Source organism: Mycetocola miduiensis (assembly GCF_900115155.1).
Taxonomy (GTDB): domain Bacteria; phylum Actinomycetota; class Actinomycetes; order Actinomycetales; family Microbacteriaceae; genus Mycetocola_A; species Mycetocola_A miduiensis.
In genome coordinates this window covers 56,673-82,120 of sequence record NZ_FOVM01000011.1, presented here as the reverse complement: position 1 = coordinate 82,120, position 25,448 = coordinate 56,673, and the positions used below count along the sequence as shown (strand labels likewise).

Genomic DNA, 25,448 nt, shown 5'->3' with positions numbered 1-25,448 from the left:
TTACAAGCCAGACCTCTTAAAAGTCCCAGTCCTCGTCTTCGGTGACAACGGCCTTGCCGATGACATACGACGAACCCGACCCTGAGAAGAAGTCGTGGTTCTCGTCTGCGTTCGGCGAGAGCGCCGACAGGATCGCCGGGTTCACGTCGGTGACCGCCTTCGGGAACATCGGCTCGTAGCCGAGATTCATCAGCGCCTTGTTGGCGTTGTAGTGCAGGAACTTCTTGACGTCCTCGGTCAGTCCGACCGTGTCGTAGAGGTCCTGCGTGTACTGCACCTCGTTGTCATAGAGCTCGAACAGGAGGTTGAACGTGTAGTCCTTAATCTCCTGGCGGCGCTCCTCGGTCTCTTTCTCGAGACCCTTCTGGAACTTGTACCCGATGTAGTACCCGTGCACCGCCTCGTCACGAATGATGAGACGGATCATGTCGGCCGTGTTGGTGAGCTTGGCGCGGCTCGACCAGTACATCGGCAGGTAGAAACCGGAGTAGAACAGGAATGACTCGAGCAGGGTCGAAGCGACCTTGCGCTTGAGGGGGTCATCACCGGTGTAGTAGTCCATGACGATCGCGGCCTTCTTCTGAAGGTTCTCGTTCTCGACCGACCACCGGAACGCCTCGTCGATCTCTTTGGTGGAGCACAACGTCGAGAAGATCGAGGAGTAGCTCTTGGCGTGCACCGACTCCATGAACGCGATGTTGGTGTACACCGCCTCTTCGTGCGGGGTGATCGCATCCGGAATCAGCGAAACGGCGCCAACGGTTCCCTGGAGGGTGTCCAGCAGCGTGAGACCGGTGAAGACCCGCATCGTGAGCTGCTGCTCCTCCGGAGTCAGCGTGTTCCACGACTGGATGTCGTTCGACAGCGGCACCTTCTCGGGCAACCAGAAGTTGTTGACAAGGCGGTTCCAGACCTCGACGTCCTTCTCGTCCTCGATCTTGTTCCAGTTGATCGCCTGGACGTGGTCGACCAGCTTGAGCTTCTCAATCATTGTGTTCCTTAGTTGTCAAAGAGGTCGAGGCTAGAGCATGCAGCTGACGCAGCCGTCAACCTCGGTGCCCTCAAGCGCGAGCTGGCGAAGACGGATGTAGTAGATCGTCTTGATGCCCTTGCGCCATGCGTAGATCTGCGCCTTGTTGATGTCGCGCGTCGTGGCGGTGTCCTTGAAGAACAGCGTCAGCGACAGGCCCTGGTCCACGTGCTGGGTCGCGGCAGCGTAGGTGTCGATGATCTTCTCGGCACCGATCTCGTAGGCATCCTGGTAGTAGTCCAGGTTGTCGTTCGTCATGAACGGCGCCGGGTAGTAGACGCGACCGAGCTTGCCTTCCTTGCGGATCTCGATCTTCGACGCGATCGGGTGGATCGACGAGGTCGAGTTGTTGATGTACGAGATCGACCCGGTCGGCGGCACGGCCTGCAGGTTCTGGTTGTAGATGCCGTGCTCCATGACGGATGCCTTCAGCGCGGTCCAGTCGGCCTGCGTCGGGATTTCAACGGCCGAGTTCGCGAACAGCTCCGCCACGCGCTCGGTCGCCGGCACCCACACCTGGTCGGTGTACTTGTTGAAGAATTCGCCCGACGCGTACGTCGACTTTTCGAACCCGTCGAACGCGGTACCGCGCTCGATCGCGATCCGGTTGGATGCCCGCAGCGCGTGGTACAGCACCGTGTAGAAGTAGATGTTCGTGAAGTCGATGCCCTCTTCGGAGCCGTAGTAGATGCGCTCACGGGCGAGGTAGCCGTGCAGGTTCATCTGGCCGAGGCCGATGGCGTGCGACTTGTCGTTGCCGTCTTCGATCGAACGGACCGACTCGATGTGGCTCTGGTCAGAGACGGAGCTGAGACCGCGGATAGCCGTTTCGACCGTGCGGCCGAAGTTCGGCGAGTCCATCGACAGGGCGATGTTCATCGAACCGAGGTTGCACGAGATGTCCTTGCCGATGACGTCGTACGACAGGTCGGCGTTGTAGGTCGTCGGCGTGTTGACCTGGAGGATCTCCGAGCAGAGGTTCGACATGTTGATGCGACCCTCGATCGGGTTCGCCTTGTTCACAGTGTCCTCGAACATGATGTACGGGTAGCCGGATTCGAACTGGATCTCTGCGAGTGTCTGGAAGAAGTCGCGCGCCTTGATCTTCGTCTTCTTGATGCGCGCGTCGTCGACCATCTCGTAGTACTTCTCGGTAACAGAGATGTCACCGAACGGCACGCCGTAGACCTTCTCGACGTCATACGGCGAGAACAAGTACATGTCCTCACCCTTCTTGGCGAGTTCGAAGGTGATGTCAGGGACGACCACGCCGAGCGAGAGCGTCTTGATCCGGATCTTCTCATCGGCGTTCTCACGCTTCGTGTCGAGGAACCGCATGATGTCGGGGTGGTGGGCCTGCAGGTAGACGGCACCGGCACCCTGGCGCGCGCCCAGCTGGTTGGCGTAGCTGAAGGAGTCTTCAAGGAGCTTCATCACGGGGATGATGCCGCTGGACTGGTTCTCGATCTGCTTGATCGGAGCACCGGCCTCACGGATGTTCGACAGGAGCAGAGCGACACCGCCGCCGCGCTTCGAGAGCTGGAGCGACGAGTTGATGCCGCGCGAGATCGACTCCATGTTGTCTTCGATCCGCAGCAGGAAGCAGGAGACGAGTTCACCCCGCTGGGCTTTGGCGGAGTTGAGGAACGTCGGCGTTGCCGGCTGGAAACGGCCGGCGATGATCTCTTCGACGAGCGCCGTCGCCAGGTCTTCATCGCCCTGGGCGAGGCCGAGCGCCGTCATGACGACGCGGTCCTCGAACCGCTCGAGGTAACGCTTTCCGTCGAACGTCTTCAACGTGTACGAGGTGTAGTACTTGAAGGCACCGAGGAAGGTCTGGAAGCGGAACTTCTTCGAGTAGGCGAGGTCGTTGAGCTTCGTGATGAAGTCGAACGAGTAGGCGTCGATGACAGCCTTCTCGTAGTACTCCTTCTCGACCAGATAGTCGAGCCGTTCGCGGAGCGAGTGGAAGAACACCGTGTTCTGGTTGACGTGCTGCAGGAAGAACTCCCTGGCAGCTTCGCGGTCCTTCTCGAACTGGATTTCACCGTTCGGCCCGTAGAGGTTGAGCATCGCGTTGAGCGAGTGATAATCCATACCGGTGTCCATAGGGACCTCGGTGATTACTGTTCCAGCCAAAATGATTCCAATCCTTCGTGAACGACGCGAACGTCGTCTGGTGTTCCGAATACTTCAAAGCGATACAGGTTCGGCACCTGGCATTTGGCGGAGATGACGTCTCCGGCCAGGCCGTATGCCGAACCGAAATTGGTGTTGCCTGCGGCGATCACTCCTCGAAGGAGCTTCCGATTTTTCTCATCGTTGAGAAAACGGATCACCTGTTTGGGTACAGCACCGCGCCCGTCTCCCCCTCCATAGGTGGGGGTGACGAGCACGAAGGGTTCGTCCGCCGTCAGGGCGGGCTCTTTGGCGTGCAGCGGGATCCTGGCCGCAGGCACGCCAAGCTTGTCGATGAAGCGATGGGTATTGCCCGAGACGCTGGAGAAATACACCAGCTTCGTCATGGGATTCACTGCCTTACTTCAACGGGGTGTTTCTGCGAAGGTTCGAGGTGATCGCACGTCGACAAGCCGAGCACCCGGGTCGGGATCGAGGGCCGGCGTTACGCGAGGCGCGAAGCCAGTTCGTTGATCTTGTCCGGGCGGAAACCGGACCAGTGGTCCTCATCGGTGATGACGACGGGCGCCTGGAGGTACCCGAGCGCCTTGACGGCCTCGAGCGCGTTTTCGTCAGCCGAAAGGTCGAGGATTTCGTACTCGAGCCCCTTGTTGTCGAGTGCGCGATACGTCGCGGTGCACTGGACGCACGAAGGCTTGGTGTAGACCGTGATTGTCATCGAACTGGGGCCCTTCTTCTTTCTTTCCACCTATTGCGGTGCGGCACTGGCTTGCCGGTTGTCCAATACTACATATAGTTGGTCGCTTTGGGGAGCACCCCAACCAGTAGTAGTTACACGCCTGTAGTTATCAACAGCTGATTCCACCGATTTGTTCCGTTCTCCACCATTTGTCCACCCTTTTATCCACAGTCTTTTCAACCTCATGAAGTGCGGAAAGAAGCAGATTCCTGAGCCCTCCTGGGTGGTTCTCCACAGTTCTCACGCTACGACGCACCACTGACATTTAATTTCCCGAAGTGGGTTCACGACGGCGTGTCGTGAGCCGCGGGGCATCCGTCAATCGGTGCCAGTCGCACCTCCCTAGAATTGGACCCATGAGCGGATACTCGAGCCTGTTGAAAACGTCAGGCGTCGCTCGAATCATCGCCGCCCAGCTCGTCGCCCGTTTTCCGTTCGGGATGCTGTCGCTCGCGTTTCTTCTCCACGTCGAGCAGGTCACCGGCTCCTACGGCGCTGCAGGCCTCGTGCTTGCTGCGGCGAGCGTAGGGCAGGCTGCCGCCGGCCCGCTCACCAGCAGGTGGATGGGTGTCTGGGGAATGCGCCGCGTGCTCGTGCTCACCCTGGTCGTGTGCGTGGTGACCGTCACCGCCATTGCCCTGGTCGACATGCCCGTGCCCGGCTATATGGCACTGGCCCTCGTTTCAGGGCTCGCCACTCCCCCGATCCAGCCAGCCGTTCGCACCATCTACCCCAAGATGGTGAACTCCAAGCAACTCACTCCGTTGTTCTCCCTCGACGCGTCTGCCCAGGAGATCATCTGGGTGCTCGGCCCCGTCATCACGACGTTCATCTCCACTCAGGTCGGTACAGACTGGGGAATCCTAACCGCGGCCCTGATCATGGTCTTCGGTGGCGCCTGGTTCATCTCCTCGCCCGAGGTGAGCCGCGTGCGCATCCCGCGCAGCAGACGCAAAATCGGCCAGGTGCTGAAACGCCCACCGGTACTCCTTGCCACCGTTGTCGGATTCCTGCTCATCGGGGCATGTGCCGCCCTGGAAGCCGGGGTTGTCGCTACGTTCGGCCACGAGGGGCTCGACGCTGGCATCGTTCTCGGCATCTTCTCCCTCGGCAGCCTGGCCGGTGGCCTGGCTCTCGGCCACATCCCCATCGGTCCGTGGGCGCTGGCCAGGCGCATGTTCATCGTCTTCACCGGGATCGCCGTGTCGATCTTCTTCTCCGATGCCCTTCTTCTCTCGATTACGCTGTTCGTGGCCGGGATCGGCATCGCGCCCGCGCTTGCCGTGCTCTTCGCGATCGTCTCAGCGAGTGTGAAGTTCAGCGACACGGCAGAGGCATACGGCTGGGTTGGCACCGGACAGCTCATCGGGGCGGCACTCGGTTCGGCCGCTGCAGGACTCCTCATCGACCAGAACGGAGCCGTCGGCGCGTTCTGGGCAGCGGCGGCGTTCGCCTTCCTCGGTTTCCTCGTGCCGCTCCTCGGGAAGCGCTGGCACCCGGACCTTCGTGGGCGCGACGCCAGCCCGATCCCGGACACAGAACCGATTCAGGTCCACTCCGTGTGACGGAGTGGACCTGAGGTTGGCGTTTCAACGAGGAACGCTAACCGGCAACGAGTGCGGACTCGCGCATGGAACGCAACGCAGGAGCGAGTGCGTTCAGTTCGTCGAGCAGGTTGTCCAGCCGCGCGGTTTGCTGCTCCTCGGGGATGAAGAAGCCGTCCTCCACCTGGGTGGAGGCGCGCGCGATGTCGATGTAAGAGCTGGCGGCGATCAGTTGCAGGTCTGAAAGAACCGGTCGCAGCGCTGCAGTGGCGAATGCGCCTCCGCCTCGCCCGCCATAGCTGACGAGCCCAACCGGCTTGCGGCCCCATTCGTGGAACAAAAAGTCGAGGGCGTTCTTGAGCGCTGGAGAAAAGCTGGAGTTGATTTCGGGTGAGACGAAGAGGAAGGCATCCGCCTGCTCGACGCGAGCGCTCCACGCTTCCGTGTGCCTGCGGCCGTACTGCTGCGTCTTTGGGAGGCGCAGTTCGTCGACCATCGGAAGGTTCAGTTCCGCGAGATCGACGAAATCGATCTCGAATCCGCCGCGGTCGGTGATGTGCTCGTGCACCCACAACGCGACGGAAAGTCCGATGCGGCCGGGGCGGACACTGCCGATGACGACCATGAGTTTGATCGGGGTTTCGGGTCCTCGATCGAAAGTACGTATAGACATAGGGGTTCTCTCCAGCAAAGGCGAATACTGGGGGCAGCAGTCCTCGCGGGATTTTCGGGAAGGTACAGCGGCAGTCGGGTGGGGCAACCCTCGATACGTGACCTCAAGCATCCCCTACTACTTTGCTCCCGCAACCCCCCACTAATGGGTGGATGTCACAATTCGTAGTGTCGGGTAGCCCACGTCGCGGCCCGACCGAATCGTGACAGTACCGTGAGCAGCCGCCCTTCTTCCGCGTGTTGCCCGCTTCTAGAGTGAGGGCATGGCTCCCACCGTGACGCGACGACGCAGAACCGCCCGCAGAGCTCCCCTTGCTGCCCTGCTCCTCTCGTGCCTTGCACTTGCCGGCTGTTCCGTTGGCTCCTCGTCGGACAATGGCGTCTCGTCAGACGGCGGAACGGTGGCCGAACCTGGCGTTCAGGGCCCTGTGGGTGAAGAGGCAGCTGACCGTCAGGTGGTCAGTACCGCCTCGATTTCGCTCACTTCGCAGAACCCCATCGCTGCGGCGGACAAGGCCGTGGAGGTGGCACTCGACGCGGATGGACATGTGGACAGGCGAATGGACTCCCCCACCGAGGATTCCCGGCACGGATCTGCCCAGCTCGTACTTCGCGTACCGTCCGAAAGCCTCGACACCACTCTTGTTGAACTGAAGGCGCTCGGTGAGCTGGTTCGTTCATCGCTCAGCCAGACGGATGTCACGACGCAGTCCGCCGACCTCGACGCGAGAATCGCCGCCCTCGAGACGGGTGTTCAGCGCTTGCTTACCCTGATGTCCCAGGCGACGACGACCGCCGATCTGATCGACCTCGAGTCGGCGCTGTCCGAACGCCAGACCGAGCTGGACGGGCTCGTCGCGCAGCGGGACTCGCTGAAGGACATGGTGGACTACGCGGCGATCGAGATGTTCATCACCACTCCGGGAGAGGTCGCTGGGGCGGCTCCCGGCGACTTCTGGGGCGGCGTGATCGTTGGCTTCCAGGCCCTGGTGGCGTTCTTCGGCGGGCTTCTGGTCGTCCTCGGCGTGCTGCTCCCCTGGCTCATCCCGCTCGGGCTGGTGGCGATCCTGATCCTCTGGTTCGTGCGGCGCAGGCGTACGCCAGGCGTGCCGCCTGGGCCGGCCGGCTACCAGCAACCGCCCCTGCCGCCGCGTCCACCGCTGCCGCCGCAGGCGGCGCCGGCGGCGGATCCGACGCCCACCCACGAGTGATCCGCGGCCGATCGCAACCCCGCCTGACCTCCCCGGACGCGCGCATACGATGGGCGAATGACGATACTGATCGACAGCCCGGCGGACGCCGAACGACGGGTCGCCCTCACCCGGATGAAGCGCACGGCGACCGCGCTGCTCGGAGTGATGGCGGTCATTTTCTGCTTCTCGTTCGCCCTGCAAGACGAAATCCCCTGGCTTGCCTGGGTGAGGGCGGCCAGCGAGGGCGGCATGGTCGGGGCGATCGCGGACTGGTTCGCCGTGACCGCGCTGTTCCGGCATCCGCTCGGCCTGAGAATCCCGCACACGGCGATCATTCCCCGTCGCAAGAATGAGATCGGCGCAACTCTCGGCGAGTTCGTTGAACTGAACTTCCTTTCGGCAGGGGTGGTTCGGCAGAAGCTCGAGTCGATCGGGCTCGGCCGCACCGTCGGCGCGTGGCTGGCCCGGCCCGAGAACGCCACCCGGGTGGCCGACGACGCTGCCACGGCCGGTCGGGGCATGCTCGAACTCCTGGACGATGAGAACGTCCAGGACGTCGTCGAACAGATCACCCGAACGCACCTTATCGACCCGGGCTGGAGCGAACACGTCGGCGCCTGGGGTGAACGCCTCATCGCAGAGGGAGGCCACCACAGCGCTGTGAACCTGCTCCTCGACGGGCTGGATGAGTGGATGACCGCCAACCCGGCGGCCTTCTCCCGGCTGGTGTCTGCTCGCCTGCCCACCTGGGTGCCGTCCTTCGTCGACCGGCTGGTCGACGAGCGGATCTACCGCGAAGCCGTTGACTTCGTCCGACGCGCCCGGCTCGACCCGAGACACCCGGCCCGGGTCGCCATTGACACCTACCTCTTCGAGCTCGCCAGGAAGCTGCAGGACGATCCTGAGACGATCGCGGCACTCGAACGCGCCAAATCCGAGGTTTTCGACAGCCCGCGCGTGCGCGACCTCGCAGCGCGGGCCTGGAACACGACGCGGGAGGCGCTCATCGTTTCCCTCGAGAACCCGACAAGCAGCCTGCGACAGCAACTGGCCGCGACCCTCGTCGACGTCGGCGAGCGCCTTCAACGCGACGACCGGCTCGCCGGCAAGGTCGATGACTGGGTGACGGATGCCGCGGTGTCGCTTGTCGGCAACCACCGCCACGACATTGCGAGCGTGATCACCGACACCATCGAACGGTGGGACCCGCAGGAGACCAGCGAGAAGATCGAACTGCAGGTCGGTAAGGACCTCCAGTTCATCCGCATCAACGGCACGGTCGTCGGTGCCCTGGCGGGGCTCGTGATCTTCACTGTCGCTTCCGTCCTGTTCGGCGGCTGAGGCTTCACCGGCCATTCACCCGGGGGTCGTTGTCCCGTCGCATCGGCGGCATGCTCACACCATGAGAGTCGCGGTTGTCGCCGAAACCTTCTGCCCCAGTGAACGGTGTGACGCACGGCCGGTTCTCTGCACCCGGCTTGTCGGACACTACGAAGCGGCTCTCGCGACAGGCGCCGTTGACCTGCGGCGTTCACCGGTGCCACGATGAGGCATGGCCGCTCCGAAGACACAGCAGACCGACGAGGATCCGCAGGCGCTCATTGACGGGATCGGGGACGAACGTAAACGCGACGACGCCGATCGACTGCTCCGGCTGATGGCCGAGGCGACCGGCGAGCCGCCGAAACGGTGGGGTCCGACGATGATCGGATTCGGCTCATTCCACTACCGTTACGCATCAGGCCACGAAGGCGACACGATGAAGGTCGGGTTCGCGCCGAGAAAGACCGCGCTGACCCTCTACGGCCTGCAAGGGCACGCCCGCAGCGCTGAACTCCTCTCCGGGCTCGGAAAACACACCCTCGGTAAGGGATGCGTCTACATCAAACGACTCGACGACGTCGACACCGACGTGCTGCGTGAACTCATCGCGCACGCCCACGCCGAGGCCGAAGGTTCTCTCGACTCCCACGCCTGAAATGACCAACAACAGCGCCGACGGCCAGGCGGAGGATACTCAGACGGAGACCGGCGGCGAGCCGGTCTGCTGGCTCAACCGGGTCTGCGACGTGTGCGGAGCCCTCGTCGACACCTCGCTGGAGGCCTGCTGGCGTTGCGACACACCATTGGAGAGCAGTTAGCTCACGGTTCAGGGAACGCGGTTTCCCTGTGCGTCTACGAACTCGAGCTGCGGCATCCGCATGGCGATGATCTGCAGCGCGGCGTAACCGTCGGGGGTCGTCTGTGGCCAGGTCCAGCGGAGCACCTGTGGCGCTGACGGCAGGGCCGCCTCGAAGAGGTCGACCTCCACGCCGGTACGCAGGTGTTTGGCTGGCACAACGATGCTGACAACCCGACCCTGCTCGTGCAGTGTCACGAATTGCAGCCGTGAACCGGTCTGGTCGTCACGCACAATGAACTCGCGCGTTTCAGGATCATCCGGCGGAATCTCGGTCGTGTCGAATCGCGCTGACCCCTCGGCGGAGAAGACGCCTTTGAGTCGCTTACCGAACAGGGCGATCACGACCACGAGCATCGCGACGATGGCGATACCCCAAATCCATCCAGCGTTCTCGAACATGGCTGCCCCTCCCCCTCGCTAGTAGTCCCAGTTTAGTGAGGCAGCGCGACCGGAGCCTGATTCCCACTGGACGGATGTCGGTGGGCTGGCAGAGACTGGGACCGTGCCAGAGCTTCCAGAGGTCCACGCGCTCGTGACCGACCTTGGCACGCGCCTGAGCGGCCGCACAGTCGATCGACTCGACATGGTTTCGTTCGCCGCGCTCAAGACCTTCGATCCGCCGGTGAGCGCGCTGAACGGCCGAGTCGTCCGCGGCGTAACGCGGCACGGCAAGTTCCTCGACATCACCGTCGACGACGTCCACCTGATCTTCCACCTGGCGAGGGCCGGCTGGATCCGGTGGCGCGACGATCCTCCTGCGCCAACAGGCAAACCCGGCCGCACCGCCCTTGCCGCCCGGCTGGTGCTCGACGACGGCTCCGGTTTCGACATCACCGAGGCCGGGACGAAGAAGAGCCTCGCGGTGTACCTCGTCCGGAGTCCGGCCGAGGTCCAGGGGATCGCCCGGCTGGGCCCCGATCCTTTGGCACCGGAATTCACCGAGGAGGTGTTCGCCCGCATCCTCAAATCGGCGGGGCGATCCCAGATCAAGGGAGTGCTGCGTAACCAGTCACTGATCGCCGGCATCGGCAACGCCTACTCGGACGAGATACTGCACTCGGCACGGATGTCTCCGTTCAAACCCGCTGCGATGAGCGACGACGATGCCTCGCGGCTCTTCATGGCGCTGCAGTTCACCCTCGCTGAGGCGATTTCGCGAGCCGACGGCCTGGCCGCATCGGACCTGAAGCGAGAGAAGAAATCGGGGCTGCAGGTCCACGGACGCACCGGTGAACCGTGCCCGGTGTGCGGCGACATGATCAGGCAGGTGATCTACTCCGACTCCACGTTCCAGTACTGCCCGACCTGCCAGACCGGGGGTAAGCCGCTCGCCGACCGGGTTCTTTCCCGGCTGCTCAAGTGACCGGCCTCACAGGATCAGGCCGACAACGACCCGGCGTGGTCGGGAACGAAGTTCTGTTCGTCGATGTCCGGACGGTCCGTTTCATTGGCGTCCGGGCGTTCGGGGATTTTCACCTTGGCTGGCTCGCTTTGCTCGTACGGCACCTGTGAGAGCAGGTGCGCGATCGTGTTCAGTCTCGACGAGCGTTTATCGTCGCTCTCCACCGTCCACCACGGCGCTTCCGGGGTGTCGGTTGCGGCAAACATGGCGTCCTTCGCCTGGGAGTAGTCCTCCCACTTGGTGATCGATGCGAGGTCCGTTTCAGACAGCTTCCACCGCCGTACCGGGTCCTGGAGGCGCGACTTGAACCGCTTCTCCTGCTCAGTGTCTGAGACGGAGAACCAGTACTTGACGAGGATGATGCCGTCATCGACGAGCATCCGCTCGAGGACGGGGGTCTGCTCGAGGAACCGCTCGTACTCCTCGACCGTGCAGTAGTCCATCACCTTTTCGACACCGGCCCGGTTGTACCAGGAGCGGTCCATCAGTACGATCTCCCCGGCTGTCGGGAGCCGTTCGATGTACCGCTGGTAGTACCACTGTCCACGTTCGCGTTCGCTCGGGGTGGGAAGCGCGACGACCCGCGCCGAGCGGGGGTTGAGGTACTGCACGATGCGTTTGATCGCGCCGCCCTTACCTGCGGCGTCACGTCCTTCGAACAGGACGAGCACTCGAGCGCCCGTTGCCGTGACCCAGCGCTGCATGGTGACAAGCTCGACCTGCAGTCGGGTCAGTTCAGCCTCGTACAACGCCTTGGCGAGGCGTTTGTTCTTCTTGGCCTTCTTCTTCGAACCGGACATCATGTGCCCTTCCAACTCGGACGCTGGACATCCAGCGTCCGGCGGTGACGGGCAAACACGAACTCGGCGATTCTCTACAGGGTGGACCTAAGGAGATTCGAACTCCTGACCTCCTCGATGCGAACGAGGCGCGCTACCAACTGCGCCATAGGCCCTGGTGTCGTCAAGATTATCACGCGATCGGGCGCGTGCGATTCACTAACTGGCGATGCGACGACGCTGGAGGATCGCGTTGACGTCTGTCGGTGCCAGTTCCGCCTCGTCGACGATCCCCATCCCGGCGAAGCGACTCGGAGCGACGGCCGCCGGGACGCTCTCCTCCACGGCAGCAACGATTGACGGCACCACCGGGGCCTGCTCAGCGGCACGGGCGGCCATGACCTGCGCGACGGCAGCCCGGCGCAGAGCAGCGTGCGCATCAGCCTGCGCGATCGCCTCAGCGGCAGACGAGCCGTGAGAGAGGTGAAGCGGCTTCGGCAGCGGCATGGGGGTCCAGGTTGTCGTCGCCGGGGCGCTTGCCTCGAATTCGACCGGCTCGAACACGGCCTGACGCTCAACGGTCCTGGCCGGCGCCGCGGCCCTGGTCATACGCTTGCCGACTTTCGCCATTCGGACGATCGTGGCGAGCGCCAGGAACCCGGTTCCGCTGGCGGTGGCGAGGAGGAGGGCAGACCCTGCGGTGGCGAACATCCAGCCGCCAACAGCGGCGGCGACGAGGGAGAGGAAGAGCACCGTTGTAGCCGTGAGCCGGGCGCGACGACGTGCTCGGGCGATGCGGACGCGCGGCTGGGCCCTCAGCGCCGCGATTTCTGCGGATGCGTTGGCTCGAGCGGCTTCGACGGATGCTGTTGCCTCCAGGCGTGCCCGCTCACGAGCTTCGGCCTCGACGCGCTTGAGAACCTTCTGCTGTTCGGCAACGTTGCGGGCGGTGGCTTCGACGCGGATCTCGGCGGGAACCTCAGCCGTCTCGGCCAGGATTCGGAGGGTCTGCTGCAAGCGGATGGCGTTGCGTTCCGTGGCGAGATACTCGCTCCGGCGCAGCCACGTCGGCAGCAGATAGACGATCCAGAGCACAGCGGCGACAGCGAAGACAATTCCGCCGCTCAGGAGCCCGCCACCAGTCATGGCTCTAAACTACGAGCGCTTTCGCGCTTTCTTTCTCATTGCGACGGGTGTGTCACCCGAAAGTTGAGGTTGAAGGTTCAGAAAAGTGCCGGCGGTGGCAGCAGAGGCGTCTGCGAGGCCACCCGGTCGACCGCGGGGACGTCGGCGGCGTCTGCCGGCACCTCACCGGCCTGCCAGCGGCGAAGCACCCCTTGCGGAACTTCTTCGCGGACGAGCGCGAAGCAGAAATGGTCGCGCCAGTCACCGTTGATATGGATGTACCGCCGCCGGAACCCCTCATACCGGAACCCAAGCTTCTCGACCACTCGAAGGCTCGGCGCGTTCTCGGGCCGAATGCAGATCTCCATCCGGTGGAGCCCCATCTCGGTGAAGCAGTAGTCCGTGGCGAGGGCGACCGACGTCGGCGTGACCGAACGCCCGGCGAACCGCTCAGACACCCAATAACCCAGCGTCGCCGACGACAGCGAACCGTAGGTGATGCCTGACACGTTCAGCTGGCCGGCGATCTCACCTTCGTATTCCATCACGAGAGGGAGTCCGCCGCCCGCCCGCGCGTTCGAGAGGAGTGAACGGATGCTCGAGCGCATGTCGAAGGAACGCGGCGCGTACGGGCTGGTCGCCTCCCACGGCCGCAACCACGAGCGGTTACTGAGCAACTCGTGCTCGATCACCTTCGCATCGCGCACGCGGACCGGCCGGACGGTGATCACTCCGTCATTCAGCACAGGCGCGAATTGGGCCACCGTGGTTCTCCTTCGGGCAATAAGGCGATCTAGTTGAGTTTGGCGGCGAAGTCCTTGAGCCACGGCTTCAGGTCGACGCCGAGGTCTTCACGATCGGACGCGAGCTGGATGATGGCTTTGATGTAGTCGAGACGGTCGCCGGTGTCGTAACGGCGGCCGCGGAAAATCACTCCATACACTCCGCCGGCGATCGACTCGTCTGCTGCGAGTTCCTGGAGAGCGTCCGTGAGCTGGATTTCGCCGCCCTTGCCCGGCGCTGTCCGATCGAGGATGTCGAACACTTCGGGAGTGAGAACATACCGGCCGATGATGGCGAGATTGGACGGGGCATCCTCAGGGGCGGGCTTCTCGACCAGGCCAGTCACGCGAACGACGTCCGGGGTGTCGGTTTCCTCGACCGCCGCGCAGCCGTACATGTGGATCGTGGACGGGTCCACCTCCATGAGCGCGATGACCGTGGCCTGTCGGCTCTCCTGCTCGGCGATCATCTTGGTCAGGAGCGGGTCCCTGGCGTCGATGAGATCGTCACCGAGCAGCACGGCGAATGGCTCGTTGCCGACGTGCCGCCTGGCACGGGAGACGGCGTGCCCAAGGCCGCGCGGGTCTCCCTGGCGCAGGAAGTGGATGTCGGCGAGCTCGCTCGACTCGACCACCCGGTCGAGCCGGTTCGTGTCGCCCTTTTTTTCGAGCGCGAGTTCCAGCTCGATGACGCTGTCAAAGTGGTTGGCGAGCGCGTTCTTGTTGCGCCCGATGATCATCAGTACATCGTTGAGCCCCGCACTGACCGCTTCTTCAACCACGTACTGGATTGCCGGCTTGTCGACGACCGGAAGCATCTCCTTCGGCATCGCTTTGGTGGCCGGAAGGAAGCGGGTTCCGAGGCCTGCGGCTGGAATGACTACTTTTCGTACAGATGGCGACATGGCTCAATCGTAGTGGCCACACATTTTATGGGGACAACCCGACGTGCGGATGCTGGCAGACCGGCATCCGCCGTTTAGAATGGGCACATGCCCACCCCCGCGGATCATCAGAAGCGCGCAATGCGCGCCGAACTACGCGAGCGACGGCAGAACCTCACCACCAACGAGCGGGAGAAAGCGACGATCGGTGTGACGAACAACCTCGTCTCCCTCGTCACGGGCCTCGACGCCCGGAGCATCTCCTGCTACTTGTCGTCGCCCACAGAGCCAGACACCCGGCCGTTCGTGAATTGGGCACTTGCCCAGAACATCCGTGTACTCTTCCCCGTCAGCCGCGAAGACGGGCTGCTCGACTGGACCGTCGGAACTGAAGGCGAGGAAGAGCAGCAGGGCTTGTTCGGCATGCCTGAGCCCGTCGGCGACACACTCGGCCCCATCGCCATCAACGATGTCGATCTCATCATCGTTCCCGCCGCCGCGATCGGCACCGACGGCACACGCCTGGGTTGGGGGCGCGGCTATTACGACAAGACACTCGGATCGATGGAGAAGTGCCCTCCCGTGTACGCCGTTGTCTACGATTCCGAGATCCATGCGGACATTCCGCGCGAGCTGCACGACCAGCCGGTGAACGGCGTGGTCACTCCGTCGCGCATCCTCGACTTCTGACCTCCCCGACTTCAGCACGACCGACCCGGCACACTGCCGCAACCAGCCAGGAAATCACCATGCCCACCTATTCGTACAAATGCACTGTCTGCGACACCGCGTTCGACATCCAGCAATCCTTCACCGACGCTTCCCTCACCGAATGCCCGACCTGCCAGGGCAAATTGCGCAAACTCTTCAGCGCCGTCGGGGTGAGCTTCAACGGCTCAGGTTTCTACCGCAACGATTCGCGGGCGTCTGAGAGCAAGACGTCGAAGAAGCCGGCATCGAGCAACTCAGAATCGAAGAACACCGAGACGAAGAATACCGAGACGAAGAAATCGGAGCCGAAGTCGGAGAAGACGGCCTCATCGGCTTCGTCGGCTTCGTCGTCCGGAAGCTCTTCCAGCACGCCCGCCGCCTGACAACCACCTCAAGAGGGAGACCCGCATGCTCAAAGGCTTCAAGGACTTCATCATGCGCGGCAACGTCATAGACCTTGCCGTCGCTGTCGTCATCGGCGCCGCGTTCACCGGAGTTGTCAACTCGATCGTCCAGAACATCTTCAACCCGCTGATCGGTGCGCTGTTCCAGGCCGACAGCCTGGACAAGTCCCTGATCCTCACGATCGGATCGGCGGAGCTGAAGTTCGGGGCAGTGATCGGCGCGTCCCTCACCTTCCTCATCGTCGCCGCTGTCGTCTACTTCGTCTTCGTCCTTCCCATCAACACCATGAAGAAGCACGCAGACGCCAGGCGCAAGGCCGGAGTGGTCCGGGAGGACACCCCCGTCACCGAGATCGACGTCCTCACCGAGATCCGGGACCTTCTCGCCAGGAACACCGCGCGCCAGTAACTTTGAGGCCCAGTAACTCCAAGGGCCAGTAACTCCAAGGCCCAGTAACTCCAAGGCCGAGCAAACGTCAAGGGCCAGCGACTTCACGAGCAAACGACGAACCGCGAGCAACTTCGGCAGCTCGCGGTTCGTCGTTAAGTGTTGGTTCAGCCCCAGTGCGGAGGGACATCCTGCTTCAACTGGGCATCATTGGTGTCGGCGCCGGCCGCACCCCATGAGGCATCGGTGTCTTCCCCGGCACGCACGGCGCCCTCCGTTGGCCGGGCACTGGACTGCGGCGTGGGATCCGCGCCGGGGGCGCCTGGCCGGATCACACGACGAGACCCCCGGATGCGGCGGACGACCGGCGCATCGGGGTTCTCCTCGGAGGGCGAAGTGGCAGGCATACCCTCAAGCTTAAACCGGGAAAGAGGCCCTACGCCGTCGACTCGGTGGACGCAGGCGTCGCCTCAGGAGCCGTAGGCTCAGGAACGGTCGCCTCAGGAACCGGGACACCCAGCATCGACACGATCTTCGAGGCAACGCCGTCGGGGTCGCTGAACAGGTCGAAGCTGTGCACCCGGAGGTAATGCCAGCCGAGCCGGCGCAGAACGTCAGGGCGGAGTCGAAGGGATTCGCGCAGTGAGTCGGAACCGATCTCGGGATCCGATTCGACCGCGATGGCCTTGTTTCCGTATGAGGCGACCAGCGCAAGCTTTCCGCGGTACCCCACTTCGACCGACAATCCGTGGCGGTAGAGCCGCTCGGCCAGGTCGAGCAGCATCGGTTCGGCGCCGTCCGTTGCGGGCGGGGTCGGCTCGTGCTGCACGGGCTGGCGGAGGATCTCGGTCAGGGCGGCGATCCCATGCTGCATCCGGTCAACATCGATGTCTTCGGGACGGATGCACGAGACGATGACCATCGAGCGACGGGCGCGGGTCATACCCACGGCGAGCAGACGGTCTCCGCCCGGGTCACCGAGGGCGCCGAAGTTCGACAGCACGCGGCCGTGCGGGGTGACACCGTAACCGAGCGAGAAGATGACCCGGTCACGGCTTTCGGCGACCGACTGCTCGAGCGTGAGCACGGTGAACGGTTCAGCCCGTTCCTTGAGGATGAACTCGGACAGGTCGGACCGCATCCCGAACGCCGAGATGACCGCCTGGTGCACGCGGGTGGCGTGTTTCTCGCTCGCGGTGACGACCATGAGTGACTCGCGTGGCCGGTTGATGGCGTGCTCGAGCACAAGGTTGACGACGCGGGCAACCTCGGCGTCGACGCTTTCCACTCCCCCGGTCTCCGGGTCCGGCATGCCGTGGCCGTTGGGAACGTAGTCGAGGGTCAGGCTGCCGTGGCCGAGGAAGGAGCCTGCCCACGGGAGCGACTCGATCTCTCCGCCGTAGAAGCGGTGGTTCACCAGCTCGGCGAGGTCTTCTCCCCCTGCGCGGTAGCTGCGGGTGAGAGTGAGCGTCGGCAGGAGACCGGACAGGCGTGCAAGGGCGGAGTCGGCGTGGCGTGCGTCGACGTTCTCGACGGCGGCCGGCTCAGGCAAGTTTCCGATGGCGATCTGGAAGGGCGTAGGACTTTGGGTGACGGGGTCTCCCACGGCGACGATCTGTCGTGCACGGCGGATCGCCACGGCATTCTCGGCGAGGGTCGTCGCCCCCGCATCGACGACGAAGACGGCGTCGAACCGAACGCGCTCGGGGATCACATGGACTTCATATGGCGAAGCCAGCCAGACCGGCGAGAGCACCCGAGACAGGTGCGGTGCGGTTGCTTCGAGTTTCGTCGGTGTGGCACTGTCGCCGCGGAGCAGTTTCTTGAGGGCGCTGGCTTCATCGGGGAAGTCGACGAGCCCGATCTTCCAGGTGTCCGCGAGAAGTGCGCCGAGAAGCGCGCCGGATGCCGACGCGTGTGCTTCATCGACCAACCGGAAGTCTGCCTCCAGGCGGTCGATGACGCTCGTATTGGCGCCGAGAAGCGCCCGGTCTGTCGCGAGCATGTGCTCGAGGACCGACTGCCACCAGGCCAGTTCGAGTTCGGCGGCCACCTGGTCTTCGGGAACGTGGCGGACGGAAAGGTCGGTGATCAGGGGTGCGAGACCCTTCTCGCGGAGCTCCGCGATGAGGGTGGTGCGCTCCTGGAGGTTCTCCATCACCTGGGAGTCGGCGGCGAGGCCGGAGAGCAGGCGAATGAGTTCCTTGACTGGCAACGAGACCAGGGGCTCGGATTTGTGGCGACCGAGCGGGACGTCGAGTTTGCTCAGATCTTCGACCACGCGCTGGTAGGCGACTTGCACGTCGGCGATGCCGAGCGGAACCTCGGGGGTCACCCCAGCGGCGACGTAACGCTGCCACAGGGTCCTCTGTTGCTGAATGCGGTGAAGGGCCGCGTTCATGTCCGCGATATGAACCCCGGGGCGCACGTATTCGCGCGCGAGTTTCTTGAGGCGGCGACGGTTCGCGCCTGACATGGCCGGGGCATCCCGCCGGTTGCTCGTCGCGGCGATCAGCTCGCCGAGCGACCGGTCGAAGACGCTCGGCTGGAACTTGTCGAGGGTTTCACGCACGTCGAGGAGCAGGCGCAGGTAGATGCCGAGTTCTTCAACGGACTCGAATGCGCGCATGCGGGTCTGACCGATGAGTTCGAAGCCACGCTCGAGCAGCCGGGGAAGTTCGGTGCGATGCAGCTTCTTTGCGAGATCATGGGTTGCCTTCGCCTGCCGGGTGCTGGCGAACTGTGCGCCGTACCAGGGAGAGTCGTCGGGGCCGTACTGGAACTCGCCGAGGGCGGCCGCGGTCGCCAGCTTGCGCGCGGTGACCCCACGATTGCCGGCGAGCTTCTCGAGGGAAGCGACGTCGAGTCGTGCCGATGTCGTCGGAGGAACCGGGAGGTTCCCGAGCCTGGTCAGGGCTTCAAGCGCGTCGATCACGCTGACGCCGAGGCCACTGTCGACGCGGCCGAGCGAACCGCGGTAGTCGAGGAGCACCTTGCGCAGGCGCACGAGGGCGTCGTCGACGTCGGCGACCTTGGGAGCGACAGCCTTCTCGTTACGTGAGATCGCCTGGATGAGGTCGCGCCGGATCGTTGCCGGGCTGACGGTGAAGCCGGGGAGCCCGACCTTGCTGAAACGGTGTCGGATGCCGTCGAGGCTTGAACGCCTGGCGCTGACGACAAGTACCCGCTTGTGCTGGGCGACGAGGGCGCCGATCGCGTTGACGACGGTCTGGGTTCCACCGGTGCCAGGGAGCGTGGTTACGACGATGGAATGCCCGGCGGAGATCTGTGCAATCACATTCTCCTGCTCGGTGTCCGCGTCGAGAAGCAGGGTGTCTGTGGCCGGGGGGCGCTCGTCCTGGCCGATGGCATCCACCGGGCTGAACAGGCCTTCGACGAGCCGACGCGCACCAGGGTTACCGGCGAGTGCGTCGAGGACGGGATGCTCGAGGTCGCCTGCGTCTCGAGCCAGCGCGTTCCCGACATCCGCGAACGACGACACGACGAGCCGTGGCTGCACGCTGAACCACTCGAGGTGCTGGGTCAGGCCGCGGAGCCGGTCGATCACCGGTTGCGGTTTGAAGACTCCGTTGGTGACGGCGAGCGCTTCGAAAGCCTCAGCGTCGAGGGTGATCCGGTACTGCTCGTGGAGCGCGCGGGCCAGCTCCGGGTTGAGGAACGGTGCTCCCTTGAGCTTGAGCTCGAAGTCGCGACCGTAGCGCCGGATGGCAACAGGACGGAGGAGAACGGGGGCGGAGAAGTCTTCGCCGTTGTTGCGCCACTGGGCCAGGCCGATGGCGAGGTGGACGGACTCGATGCCGCGGACCGTGCGAAGTTCGATGCCCTTGACGGTGATCTGGTCGGCAGCGGCCTTGGCACTCCGGAGAGCGAGCTCATCGCGGATGAGGTTCGAGAGCAGGGTGGAGTGCCCGGTGATGAACTGGGGAAGGCCGCCGGGGTGCGTCGAACTCAGCTCGATCCGGGTGCGGGGTTCGTCGATGAAGTGCAGAAGGGGTGAACGTCCACCCACCGCTGCCAGCTGGTCGCGCCACCGCTGCCGTTCCGTGTCTGCCACGTTTGCCACCGCGAAGTTCGGGTCGCCGACGCTCAGGCCGGTCGGACTGGTGACCGAGAGCGCAAGCGAAGTATTTGCGTCGTCGATCTCAAAATCACGCGCATCTGGTTTCTTGTCTAGCCGCCACACAACCCACACCCTAAGCGCTCGCGGTATGAAATGCCGGTAGCATCACCGGTTTTTCGCCGAGTTGGCTGTGTTCGTGGGCTATCCGCCGCCTGAGCAGCCGTTGCTGCCGCTGTAACAGGGTTCATAGTTCGAGCAGAAGTCCAGCCACTATTGCGAGAACGGATGCCGAGCGGCTTCCCCGAAGGCGAGTCGGCGCTGGCCCGCCTTCCGCTTCGCTGCCCGCCCTAGGCCCGCTGATGCCTGTGCCCCCGGAGATTTCCATGTCAGTATCCTGGCCGCTGACTTGTTGCGGGTCGAGTGCTGCCACAAGGAGCGTTCAAATGGCTGACGGACGCGGCGACCACGGCTTCCATGCCTGTCCGATGCCGCGCAGCCGACTCTTCGCCGCGGCCAGTCGGTTGGCGGGGCACGTCGGCGGCTCGGTTCTCGCCGCTCATGCCCTGGCTGCCGTCCACAGCGTCAAGTGAGAAAGTCACGCTCGGCAGGAGCCCCGGCCGCCACGTCTCGCGATAACCTCCGCCGGCGACCGCCAGAACCTGCCACTCCATTTCGGCGGCCACCGACTGCCACGTCTCATCGCACGCGTCGCATCCGCAGACGGGGTAACTGAAGTCGTTCAGCAGTCCCGCATGCAGCAGTACGCCGGGGTATGAGGTGAAGACGAAGGTCAGTGATGCCGCCTCGGCAGACGCAGGCGTCAGACGAACGGCCCGGACCGCGTCAGTAACAGGACGGAGCAGGTCATCCGTCGCAGCAAGGGTGTGCTCGACGATAACCTCGAACGTATCTGTCAAGTGGGCTATGAGCGCGTCGGCGGCGAGGTGAACCGGAGCAAATCGCTCGGGGTGGGAGTCAACGCTGTAGGCGTTATCCGGTGGCGCGTCGCTCCCCCACCGGGCCCCGTACGGGATGGCACGTCCGGCGGCATCCCGGAACGTTTCGCTGGGGACCTCCGGGCGGTGATACATCGCCCCAGCCTATTCACCGTGACGACGAAAGGAGCCCAGCTTGTTTATTCAGGAAATCGCAAACGGGGTCGTCACCGAATCTGCAGTTCAGCGGCGAACCCGTCGAACGGTCAGTTCACCGGCCGGAAATGCGTCCTGATCACTTCGTCAGACACGTTGTGCGCGACCTCGTTCGCGAATCCCATCGAGGCACGGAAATGGAGCCCGAGCCAGACTCGTGCGTTCATGGCATCCTGATCCCAGACGTCCGTGCTGTCGTAATGCCTCGTCGTCGTCGAGTCCACGAGGGCCGGTGCGTCGATGTCGAGAGAATTCTCGCCGAACAGGTAGCCGAAGACATTGGATGTCGACCCGGTCACGCGGGTAAGCCTCACTGTCGAGCGGGTACGGCTCGGGGAGGTCGAATTGCGTTGCCGACTTGAGCGCCAGCGGACAAACGAAGCCCAACCAGGGAACCGCGAAAGGAAGGAAGGAGTTGCGTTCTCCGTGAAGATGGTGCGGGTGGCGATCGCGTCCCACTCGGTGATCACAGCCGGGTCGGTCCCGACGGGCGGATGTGCCTCGGCGGGGGGTGCCGGCGATCGACGGAGTGAGGACGCCGGCCGTCGCGACGATGGCGAGGGTCAGCACTCGCGAGAACGTGGACGTGGACGTAGACATGGACATGCGAAGCCTCCGTGACTTGGTGGAGGGCTTGCACTGGGGAGCGCTCGAGTCGGGAACGGGTGCAGGCTGTCAGAACAAGCTCTGCTGCAGCCGTGTATGGCCCCGGTGCGTACACAGCGCAAGAGGGCCGCTGGCCAATTTTCCTGGTGCCCCTGGAGGGATTCGAACCCCCAACCAACTCCTTAGGACGGAGGTGCTCTTCCGTTGAGCTACAGAGGCTGACTCCGCCAGTTTAGCGGAGCCGAAAACCCCCTGTGCGCCGTGACCGCTCTGGCGTACCATTCCGGATGAAACACGGTGATTCGCGGCGCCCTGCTCTTCGGATCGGTATCCGGCAGAGCGAGACGTCTTCCCCTCCCCTGTCCCGACCAGTCCCACCAGACCGGCGACAACACCCCACGTCGTTCCGGCCGAAGAACCTGGAGCTGACATCATGCTCAAATTGTCCGATTCATATACCGTCCTGCCTGCCTCCGATATCACTCGCGCCCGCGACTTCTATCGCGACAAACTCGGCCTGGAGCCGACCCGGGAGGACGACGATAACCTGATCTACGGCTCTGCCGACGCCCCTGACCTGCTGATCTATCGGACCCCCAACGCCGGTACGGCCCAGAACACTCAGATCTGTTGGGCCGTGACCGACATCCGAGCCACCATGGACCAGCTGAAGAGCGCCGGAGTCACCTTCGAAGAGTACGACTCCGGCGACCTCAAGACCGTGGATGGTGTCGCCGAGTACGGGGACGAGTACGGCGCCTGGTTCAAGGACTCCGAAGGAAACTTCGTCTGCCTGTCCCAGTCCAAAGGTTAGAGCTCAGGCTGCCGCCGGTGTGAGGTACTGGTCCCACAGCGGAGTCGCTCGCTCTGCTCCGCGAACCGCCCAGGTCGGGCCGTACGGCATCCGCGGTTTCGTGCGCAGCGACCAACCCATTTCGCCCGGGGTCCTGTCACTCTTCGCGTTGTTGCAGCGCAGGCAGCACGCGACGAGGTTCTCCCACGAGTCTGCTCCCCCTCGGGAACGGGGCAGGATGTGGTCGATGGTCGACGCTGCCGTGCCGCAATACCCGCACCGGTTCGCGTCGCGACGCAGCACGCCACGTCGGGTGACCGGCACGCGGCGCGAATTCGGAATCTTCACGTATCGGCTCAGCACGATGACGGATGGGCGGTCATGCGCACCGTCTGTCGCCCACACCGGGTGGCCGGTGTCGATTTCGACGATGGATGCCTTGTGATTCATCACGAGCACAAGCGCTCGACGGAATGAAACGATGGCAAGGGGTTCGTACCCGGCGTTCAACACCAGTGTGCGCATGTCGGTTCCTCTCAAATCGCCGTGACGGCTTCACGGTCATTCGGTTGTCTCCGACCGAGGGAAGAACTGGATCCGGGCACAAAAAAAGGCGCCGTCTTTACAGACAGCGCCTTTCCACGGCCGACGAGCGGCAGTGACATGAGTAGCCGGCGGGCCCTGTTTCGAGGCAACCGCAAGCATCCGTGGTGTGGATTCTGGGTATTCGAACCATGAGCTTCCCGCACTTTCCAAAGGTCAGGGCTTTAATGTAACCCACAATCGGTGTGTAACCCACAATCGGTGTGCCTCCGCACGGAGGCACACCGATTCTGTGTCGTTTCGAGGACTGTTCCCGAATGGACAGCACCCGGACGATCAAATCCCGATGCGGACGACCCACCAGTTATCCGCGTAGATCGGGCCGATGCGCAGCGGTGTTCCTGGGCGCGAGGCGTGAAGGATTTTATTGTCGCCGGCGTAGAAGCCGATGTGACCGGCGCTCACGATGAGGTCGCCCGGGACGGCGTCCTCGATCGAGATCCGGGTTCCCATGTTGCCCTGGGCAGTCGACGAGTGCGGCATGTTGACGCCGAACTGGGCGTAGACGTACTTCACGAAACCTGAGCAGTCGAAGCCTGCAGGTGTCGCTCCGCCGTACACGTAAGGCACTACCTGGTACTGCAGCGCAACCGAGTAGACCTGCGAGAGGCTGAAGTTGGGGTACGGCGGCGCCTTCACCAGGTCCTCAGCCGACGGCCCGGAGAAGCTCTTCTGGGTGTTCGTGAACGTGGCGCGCTGGGCTGCGGCGTTCGCGGCGTCCGCCGCGGCTTTTGCTGCAGCGTCGGCAGCGGCCTTGGCCGCCGCGGCAGCCGCGTTGGCTGCGGCCAGTTCGGCTTCCGTCGTGGCCGAGTAACCATCCCTTGCGACGGCGTTGGCGGCGACGCCCGCGTCGACAGAAAGGGACTGCGCCCCGGCTTCCTTCAGGGACTGGAGTGACGAGTTGCCCGCCGCATCCGTTGCCGGCGTGAATGCGTATGCCGGCAGCGCCATGGTGGCGAACAGGCCGGGGACGACGAGCGCCATGATGGCCGTCGACCGCCACCCCCGCCAGCCTGATTTGACTGGCGCTTTCGGCGTTGGCGCGGATGACGGGGTGGGTGTCGCCGCGCGACGCGGAGCCGCGAGGCGTGGAGAGACCGCGGCCTGGTTCGCAACGGTTCCGGAGCCCGAAGGCTGCAACGATTTCCCGAGCGCGCCAGGATCAGTAGAATTGGCCAAGGTAAAAACCTCCGGCGCCTCGCACAGCCTTTAGGGAAACTGCCTCGTCCGCAACAAATATCGGGTTTACCGGCACAGGGAGACGAGCGAGTGAGACGCCCGGCACCGGGTCCTGCGATCGACTTGCGACCTTCGGACTTATCCGAGGCTACGTGATCGTTACCGATTTGTCACCAAAAAGCCAGACATTTCTAACGAATTGGTAACGACAGATTCTGGTGGCTGCCTCAGTGACCGTGAGCGAGGCCACGCGACGGGGCTGGATGCCCTGTCTTTACGCGTCCTGGACGAAGATGTGCCCAGCCACCTCATTGGGCAGTTCGAGGCCGCCGCCAAAGCCCTCAACCCGAACCAGAACGTAGGACCCGACGGCGGAGAACACGCCGATGTTGCCGGGCATCACACCGGCCTGTTTGAGCTGGAGCAGGAGTTCGGGGTCGACCTGGGCCGGTTCACCGAGGCGACGGATCGTGGCAGTGGTCGGCCCGACGGCACCGCGGACCAGTTCCACGAGGCTCGTGACACCGTGCGAAAAGGTTCCGGCCGGGGTATCACCCAGTTCATCGAGGCCGGGGATCGGGTTCCCGTACGGCGACTCAGTGGGGTGGTCGAGCATGGCGAGGAGCTTCCGCTCGACCTGCTCGCTCATCACGTGTTCCCAACGACAGGCTTCTTCGTGGACGAATTCCCACTCCAGTCCGATGACGTCGCTGAGCAGCCGTTCCGCGAGGCGGTGCTTGCGCATCACATGCACCGCTTTGCGCCGGCCAGGACCAGTCAATTCGAGGTGGCGATCACCGGAGACCACGACGAGGCCATCACGTTCCATCCGGCCAACCGTCTGAGACACCGTCGGACCCGAGTGCCCAAGCCGCTCGGAGATTCGTGCCCGCAGGGGCACGATGTTCTCTTCTTCCAGCTCAAGAATCGTACGGAGGTACATCTCGGTGGTGTCAATCAGATCTGTCATTGACGTCTCCCCAGGGTTCAGCGCAGTTGCGACCCAGCCTACCGGTCCACCCTGCACGGTTCGGCCCGCCCACACCGTCCCCCATTCGGCA

At 63.8% G+C, this 25,448-nt stretch carries 27 protein-coding genes, 2 tRNA genes and 1 pseudogene; 10 read left to right on the top strand and 20 right to left on the bottom strand.

Translation table 11 applies throughout. The annotated features are described in order from the left end of the window. Positions 1-16: 16 nt before the first annotated feature. From nrdF to nrdH, 4 genes are all read right to left on the bottom strand, one after another. Complete coding sequence (gene nrdF, locus BM197_RS15375; RefSeq protein WP_090713105.1) at positions 17-991, bottom strand: class 1b ribonucleoside-diphosphate reductase subunit beta; 975 nt, start codon at positions 989-991, stop codon at positions 17-19. 30 nt (positions 992-1,021) lie between these two features. After that, positions 1,022-3,139 carry a class 1b ribonucleoside-diphosphate reductase subunit alpha gene (gene nrdE / locus BM197_RS15370; RefSeq protein WP_090713103.1) on the bottom strand — a complete coding sequence of 706 codons (2,118 nt, stop codon included), beginning with the start codon at positions 3,137-3,139 and terminating at the stop codon, positions 1,022-1,024. Positions 3,140-3,153: 14 nt separating this feature from the next. Beyond that, positions 3,154-3,555 (bottom strand): class Ib ribonucleoside-diphosphate reductase assembly flavoprotein NrdI, encoded by a 402-nt coding sequence (gene nrdI / locus BM197_RS15365; protein ID WP_090713101.1) that lies wholly within the window; start codon positions 3,553-3,555, stop codon positions 3,154-3,156. Between the two features lie 98 nt (positions 3,556-3,653). Continuing rightward, positions 3,654-3,887 carry a glutaredoxin-like protein NrdH gene (gene nrdH / locus BM197_RS15360; RefSeq protein ID WP_090713099.1) on the bottom strand — a complete coding sequence of 78 codons (234 nt, stop codon included), beginning with the start codon at positions 3,885-3,887 and terminating at the stop codon, positions 3,654-3,656. A gap of 377 nt (positions 3,888-4,264) precedes the next feature. On the opposite strand from nrdH, the gene BM197_RS15355 reads away from it, so the two are divergent. Further along, positions 4,265-5,473: an MFS transporter gene (locus tag BM197_RS15355; protein ID WP_090713097.1), complete on the top strand. Its 1,209-nt coding sequence runs from the start codon at positions 4,265-4,267 to the stop codon at positions 5,471-5,473. Positions 5,474-5,510: 37 nt separating this feature from the next. On the opposite strand, the gene BM197_RS15350 is transcribed toward BM197_RS15355, so the two are convergent. Beyond that, entirely contained in the window at positions 5,511-6,125 is a 615-nt protein-coding gene (locus BM197_RS15350; RefSeq protein ID WP_090713095.1) for an NADPH-dependent FMN reductase, read from the bottom strand. 262 nt (positions 6,126-6,387) lie between these two features. On the opposite strand from BM197_RS15350, the gene BM197_RS15345 reads away from it, so the two are divergent. The 4 genes from BM197_RS15345 (at position 6,388) to BM197_RS16390 (ending at position 9,458) form a co-directional block, all read left to right on the top strand. Then, on the top strand, positions 6,388-7,335 hold the full coding sequence (locus BM197_RS15345) for a DUF4349 domain-containing protein (protein WP_090713093.1): 948 nt from the start codon (positions 6,388-6,390) through the stop codon (positions 7,333-7,335). Positions 7,336-7,392: 57 nt separating this feature from the next. Further along, positions 7,393-8,658 carry a DUF445 domain-containing protein gene (locus BM197_RS15340; RefSeq protein WP_090713092.1) on the top strand — a complete coding sequence of 422 codons (1,266 nt, stop codon included), beginning with the start codon at positions 7,393-7,395 and terminating at the stop codon, positions 8,656-8,658. Positions 8,659-8,869: 211 nt separating this feature from the next. Then, positions 8,870-9,295: a DUF1801 domain-containing protein gene (locus BM197_RS15335; protein ID WP_090713090.1), complete on the top strand. Its 426-nt coding sequence runs from the start codon at positions 8,870-8,872 to the stop codon at positions 9,293-9,295. 1 nt (position 9,296) lies between these two features. Beyond that, the gene (locus BM197_RS16390; RefSeq protein ID WP_177216861.1) at positions 9,297-9,458 is read left to right on the top strand and encodes a hypothetical protein; all 162 of its coding nucleotides are present in this window, start codon (positions 9,297-9,299) and stop codon (positions 9,456-9,458) included. Positions 9,459-9,466: 8 nt separating this feature from the next. On the opposite strand, the gene BM197_RS15330 is transcribed toward BM197_RS16390, so the two are convergent. Continuing rightward, a complete protein-coding gene (locus tag BM197_RS15330; RefSeq protein ID WP_090713088.1) occupies positions 9,467-9,898 on the bottom strand; it encodes a hypothetical protein in 432 nt (143 codons plus the stop codon). A gap of 103 nt (positions 9,899-10,001) precedes the next feature. Between BM197_RS15330 and BM197_RS15325 the strand changes: the two genes are divergently transcribed. Then, a complete protein-coding gene (locus tag BM197_RS15325) occupies positions 10,002-10,862 on the top strand; it encodes an Fpg/Nei family DNA glycosylase (protein ID WP_090713086.1) in 861 nt (286 codons plus the stop codon). A 14-nt stretch (positions 10,863-10,876) separates the two neighbouring features. Here the strand turns inward: BM197_RS15325 and ppk2 are convergent, their stop codons facing one another. From ppk2 to galU, 5 genes are all read right to left on the bottom strand, one after another. Beyond that, on the bottom strand, positions 10,877-11,701 hold the full coding sequence (ppk2, locus tag BM197_RS15320; RefSeq protein WP_090713139.1) for a polyphosphate kinase 2: 825 nt from the start codon (positions 11,699-11,701) through the stop codon (positions 10,877-10,879). A gap of 82 nt (positions 11,702-11,783) precedes the next feature. Then, positions 11,784-11,856: transfer RNA gene (locus tag BM197_RS15315), tRNA-Ala, on the bottom strand. Between the two features lie 43 nt (positions 11,857-11,899). Then, positions 11,900-12,826, bottom strand: coding sequence for a hypothetical protein (locus BM197_RS15310; RefSeq protein WP_090713084.1), 927 nt, complete (start codon positions 12,824-12,826; stop codon positions 11,900-11,902). 77 nt (positions 12,827-12,903) lie between these two features. Further along, positions 12,904-13,569, bottom strand: a complete 666-nt coding sequence (locus tag BM197_RS15305) for a GNAT family N-acetyltransferase (RefSeq protein WP_177216860.1) — start codon at positions 13,567-13,569, stop codon at positions 12,904-12,906. A gap of 29 nt (positions 13,570-13,598) precedes the next feature. After that, positions 13,599-14,492: a UTP--glucose-1-phosphate uridylyltransferase GalU gene (gene galU, locus BM197_RS15300; protein WP_090713082.1), complete on the bottom strand. Its 894-nt coding sequence runs from the start codon at positions 14,490-14,492 to the stop codon at positions 13,599-13,601. An 87-nt stretch (positions 14,493-14,579) separates the two neighbouring features. Here galU and BM197_RS15295 point away from each other — a divergent pair, with 87 nt between their 5' ends. After that, on the top strand, positions 14,580-15,161 hold the full coding sequence (locus tag BM197_RS15295) for a 5-formyltetrahydrofolate cyclo-ligase (RefSeq protein WP_090713080.1): 582 nt from the start codon (positions 14,580-14,582) through the stop codon (positions 15,159-15,161). 59 nt (positions 15,162-15,220) lie between these two features. Then, positions 15,221-15,313 (top strand): annotated as a pseudogene (locus BM197_RS16810) (FmdB family zinc ribbon protein); the annotation flags it as partial. Between the two features lie 62 nt (positions 15,314-15,375). On the opposite strand, the gene BM197_RS16805 reads toward BM197_RS16810, so the two are convergent. Continuing rightward, complete coding sequence (locus tag BM197_RS16805) at positions 15,376-15,552, bottom strand: hypothetical protein (RefSeq protein WP_342714592.1); 177 nt, start codon at positions 15,550-15,552, stop codon at positions 15,376-15,378. 38 nt (positions 15,553-15,590) lie between these two features. Between BM197_RS16805 and mscL the strand changes: the two genes are divergently transcribed. After that, complete coding sequence (gene mscL, locus BM197_RS15285) at positions 15,591-15,995, top strand: large conductance mechanosensitive channel protein MscL (protein ID WP_090713076.1); 405 nt, start codon at positions 15,591-15,593, stop codon at positions 15,993-15,995. Positions 15,996-16,141: 146 nt separating this feature from the next. Here the strand turns inward: mscL and BM197_RS16160 are convergent, their stop codons facing one another. The 5 genes from BM197_RS16160 to BM197_RS15265 form a co-directional block, all read right to left on the bottom strand. Then, a complete protein-coding gene (locus tag BM197_RS16160) occupies positions 16,142-16,381 on the bottom strand; it encodes a hypothetical protein (protein ID WP_143095090.1) in 240 nt (79 codons plus the stop codon). A gap of 29 nt (positions 16,382-16,410) precedes the next feature. Beyond that, entirely contained in the window at positions 16,411-20,178 is a 3,768-nt protein-coding gene (locus BM197_RS15280; RefSeq protein WP_425435740.1) for an AAA family ATPase, read from the bottom strand. Positions 20,179-20,441: 263 nt separating this feature from the next. After that, complete coding sequence (locus BM197_RS15275; RefSeq protein ID WP_245762571.1) at positions 20,442-21,146, bottom strand: DUF6226 family protein; 705 nt, start codon at positions 21,144-21,146, stop codon at positions 20,442-20,444. A gap of 110 nt (positions 21,147-21,256) precedes the next feature. Then, positions 21,257-21,505, bottom strand: a complete 249-nt coding sequence (locus BM197_RS15270; RefSeq protein WP_090713074.1) for a phosphatase PAP2 family protein — start codon at positions 21,503-21,505, stop codon at positions 21,257-21,259. Positions 21,506-21,956: 451 nt separating this feature from the next. Then, positions 21,957-22,031, bottom strand: a tRNA-Arg gene (locus tag BM197_RS15265). Between the two features lie 214 nt (positions 22,032-22,245). Between BM197_RS15265 and BM197_RS15260 the strand changes: the two genes are divergently transcribed. Next, positions 22,246-22,626 carry a VOC family protein gene (locus tag BM197_RS15260; RefSeq protein WP_090713072.1) on the top strand — a complete coding sequence of 127 codons (381 nt, stop codon included), beginning with the start codon at positions 22,246-22,248 and terminating at the stop codon, positions 22,624-22,626. A 3-nt stretch (positions 22,627-22,629) separates the two neighbouring features. Here the strand turns inward: BM197_RS15260 and BM197_RS15255 are convergent, their stop codons facing one another. The 3 genes from BM197_RS15255 to BM197_RS15245 all read right to left on the bottom strand — a co-directional run bounded on the left by BM197_RS15255 (position 22,630) and on the right by BM197_RS15245 (position 25,357). Then, positions 22,630-23,130: an HNH endonuclease gene (locus BM197_RS15255; RefSeq protein ID WP_090713069.1), complete on the bottom strand. Its 501-nt coding sequence runs from the start codon at positions 23,128-23,130 to the stop codon at positions 22,630-22,632. A gap of 354 nt (positions 23,131-23,484) precedes the next feature. Continuing rightward, positions 23,485-24,192, bottom strand: coding sequence for a C40 family peptidase (locus BM197_RS15250; protein ID WP_090713067.1), 708 nt, complete (start codon positions 24,190-24,192; stop codon positions 23,485-23,487). Positions 24,193-24,661: 469 nt separating this feature from the next. Then, positions 24,662-25,357, bottom strand: a complete 696-nt coding sequence (locus tag BM197_RS15245; RefSeq protein WP_090713065.1) for an iron-dependent transcriptional repressor DtxR — start codon at positions 25,355-25,357, stop codon at positions 24,662-24,664. Between the last annotated feature and the right edge of the window lie 91 nt (positions 25,358-25,448).

Coding starts and splice junctions, on each gene's coding strand:
- BM197_RS15350 (WP_090713095.1), bottom strand. CDS start 6,125: ATGTCTATACGTACTTTCGATCGAGGACCCGAAACCCCGATCAAACTC.
- nrdF (WP_090713105.1), bottom strand. CDS start 991: ATGATTGAGAAGCTCAAGCTGGTCGACCACGTCCAGGCGATCAACTGG.
- BM197_RS15330 (WP_090713088.1), bottom strand. CDS start 9,898: ATGTTCGAGAACGCTGGATGGATTTGGGGTATCGCCATCGTCGCGATG.
- BM197_RS16390 (WP_177216861.1), top strand. CDS start 9,297: ATGACCAACAACAGCGCCGACGGCCAGGCGGAGGATACTCAGACGGAG.
- nrdE (WP_090713103.1), bottom strand. CDS start 3,139: ATGGACACCGGTATGGATTATCACTCGCTCAACGCGATGCTCAACCTC.
- BM197_RS15255 (WP_090713069.1), bottom strand. CDS start 23,130: ATGCGCACACTGGTGTTGAACGCCGGGTACGAACCCCTTGCCATCGTT.
- galU (WP_090713082.1), bottom strand. CDS start 14,492: ATGTCGCCATCTGTACGAAAAGTAGTCATTCCAGCCGCAGGCCTCGGA.
- BM197_RS15275 (WP_245762571.1), bottom strand. CDS start 21,146: ATGTATCACCGCCCGGAGGTCCCCAGCGAAACGTTCCGGGATGCCGCC.
- nrdI (WP_090713101.1), bottom strand. CDS start 3,555: ATGACGAAGCTGGTGTATTTCTCCAGCGTCTCGGGCAATACCCATCGC.
- BM197_RS15295 (WP_090713080.1), top strand. CDS start 14,580: ATGCCCACCCCCGCGGATCATCAGAAGCGCGCAATGCGCGCCGAACTA.
- BM197_RS16160 (WP_143095090.1), bottom strand. CDS start 16,381: ATGCCTGCCACTTCGCCCTCCGAGGAGAACCCCGATGCGCCGGTCGTC.
- BM197_RS15340 (WP_090713092.1), top strand. CDS start 7,393: ATGACGATACTGATCGACAGCCCGGCGGACGCCGAACGACGGGTCGCC.
- BM197_RS15310 (WP_090713084.1), bottom strand. CDS start 12,826: ATGACTGGTGGCGGGCTCCTGAGCGGCGGAATTGTCTTCGCTGTCGCC.
- BM197_RS15260 (WP_090713072.1), top strand. CDS start 22,246: ATGCTCAAATTGTCCGATTCATATACCGTCCTGCCTGCCTCCGATATC.
- BM197_RS15355 (WP_090713097.1), top strand. CDS start 4,265: ATGAGCGGATACTCGAGCCTGTTGAAAACGTCAGGCGTCGCTCGAATC.
- ppk2 (WP_090713139.1), bottom strand. CDS start 11,701: ATGTCCGGTTCGAAGAAGAAGGCCAAGAAGAACAAACGCCTCGCCAAG.
- BM197_RS15335 (WP_090713090.1), top strand. CDS start 8,870: ATGGCCGCTCCGAAGACACAGCAGACCGACGAGGATCCGCAGGCGCTC.
- mscL (WP_090713076.1), top strand. CDS start 15,591: ATGCTCAAAGGCTTCAAGGACTTCATCATGCGCGGCAACGTCATAGAC.
- nrdH (WP_090713099.1), bottom strand. CDS start 3,887: ATGACAATCACGGTCTACACCAAGCCTTCGTGCGTCCAGTGCACCGCG.
- BM197_RS15250 (WP_090713067.1), bottom strand. CDS start 24,192: ATGGCGCTCGTCGTCCCCGGCCTGTTCGCCACCATGGCGCTGCCGGCA.
- BM197_RS15245 (WP_090713065.1), bottom strand. CDS start 25,357: ATGACAGATCTGATTGACACCACCGAGATGTACCTCCGTACGATTCTT.
- BM197_RS15345 (WP_090713093.1), top strand. CDS start 6,388: ATGGCTCCCACCGTGACGCGACGACGCAGAACCGCCCGCAGAGCTCCC.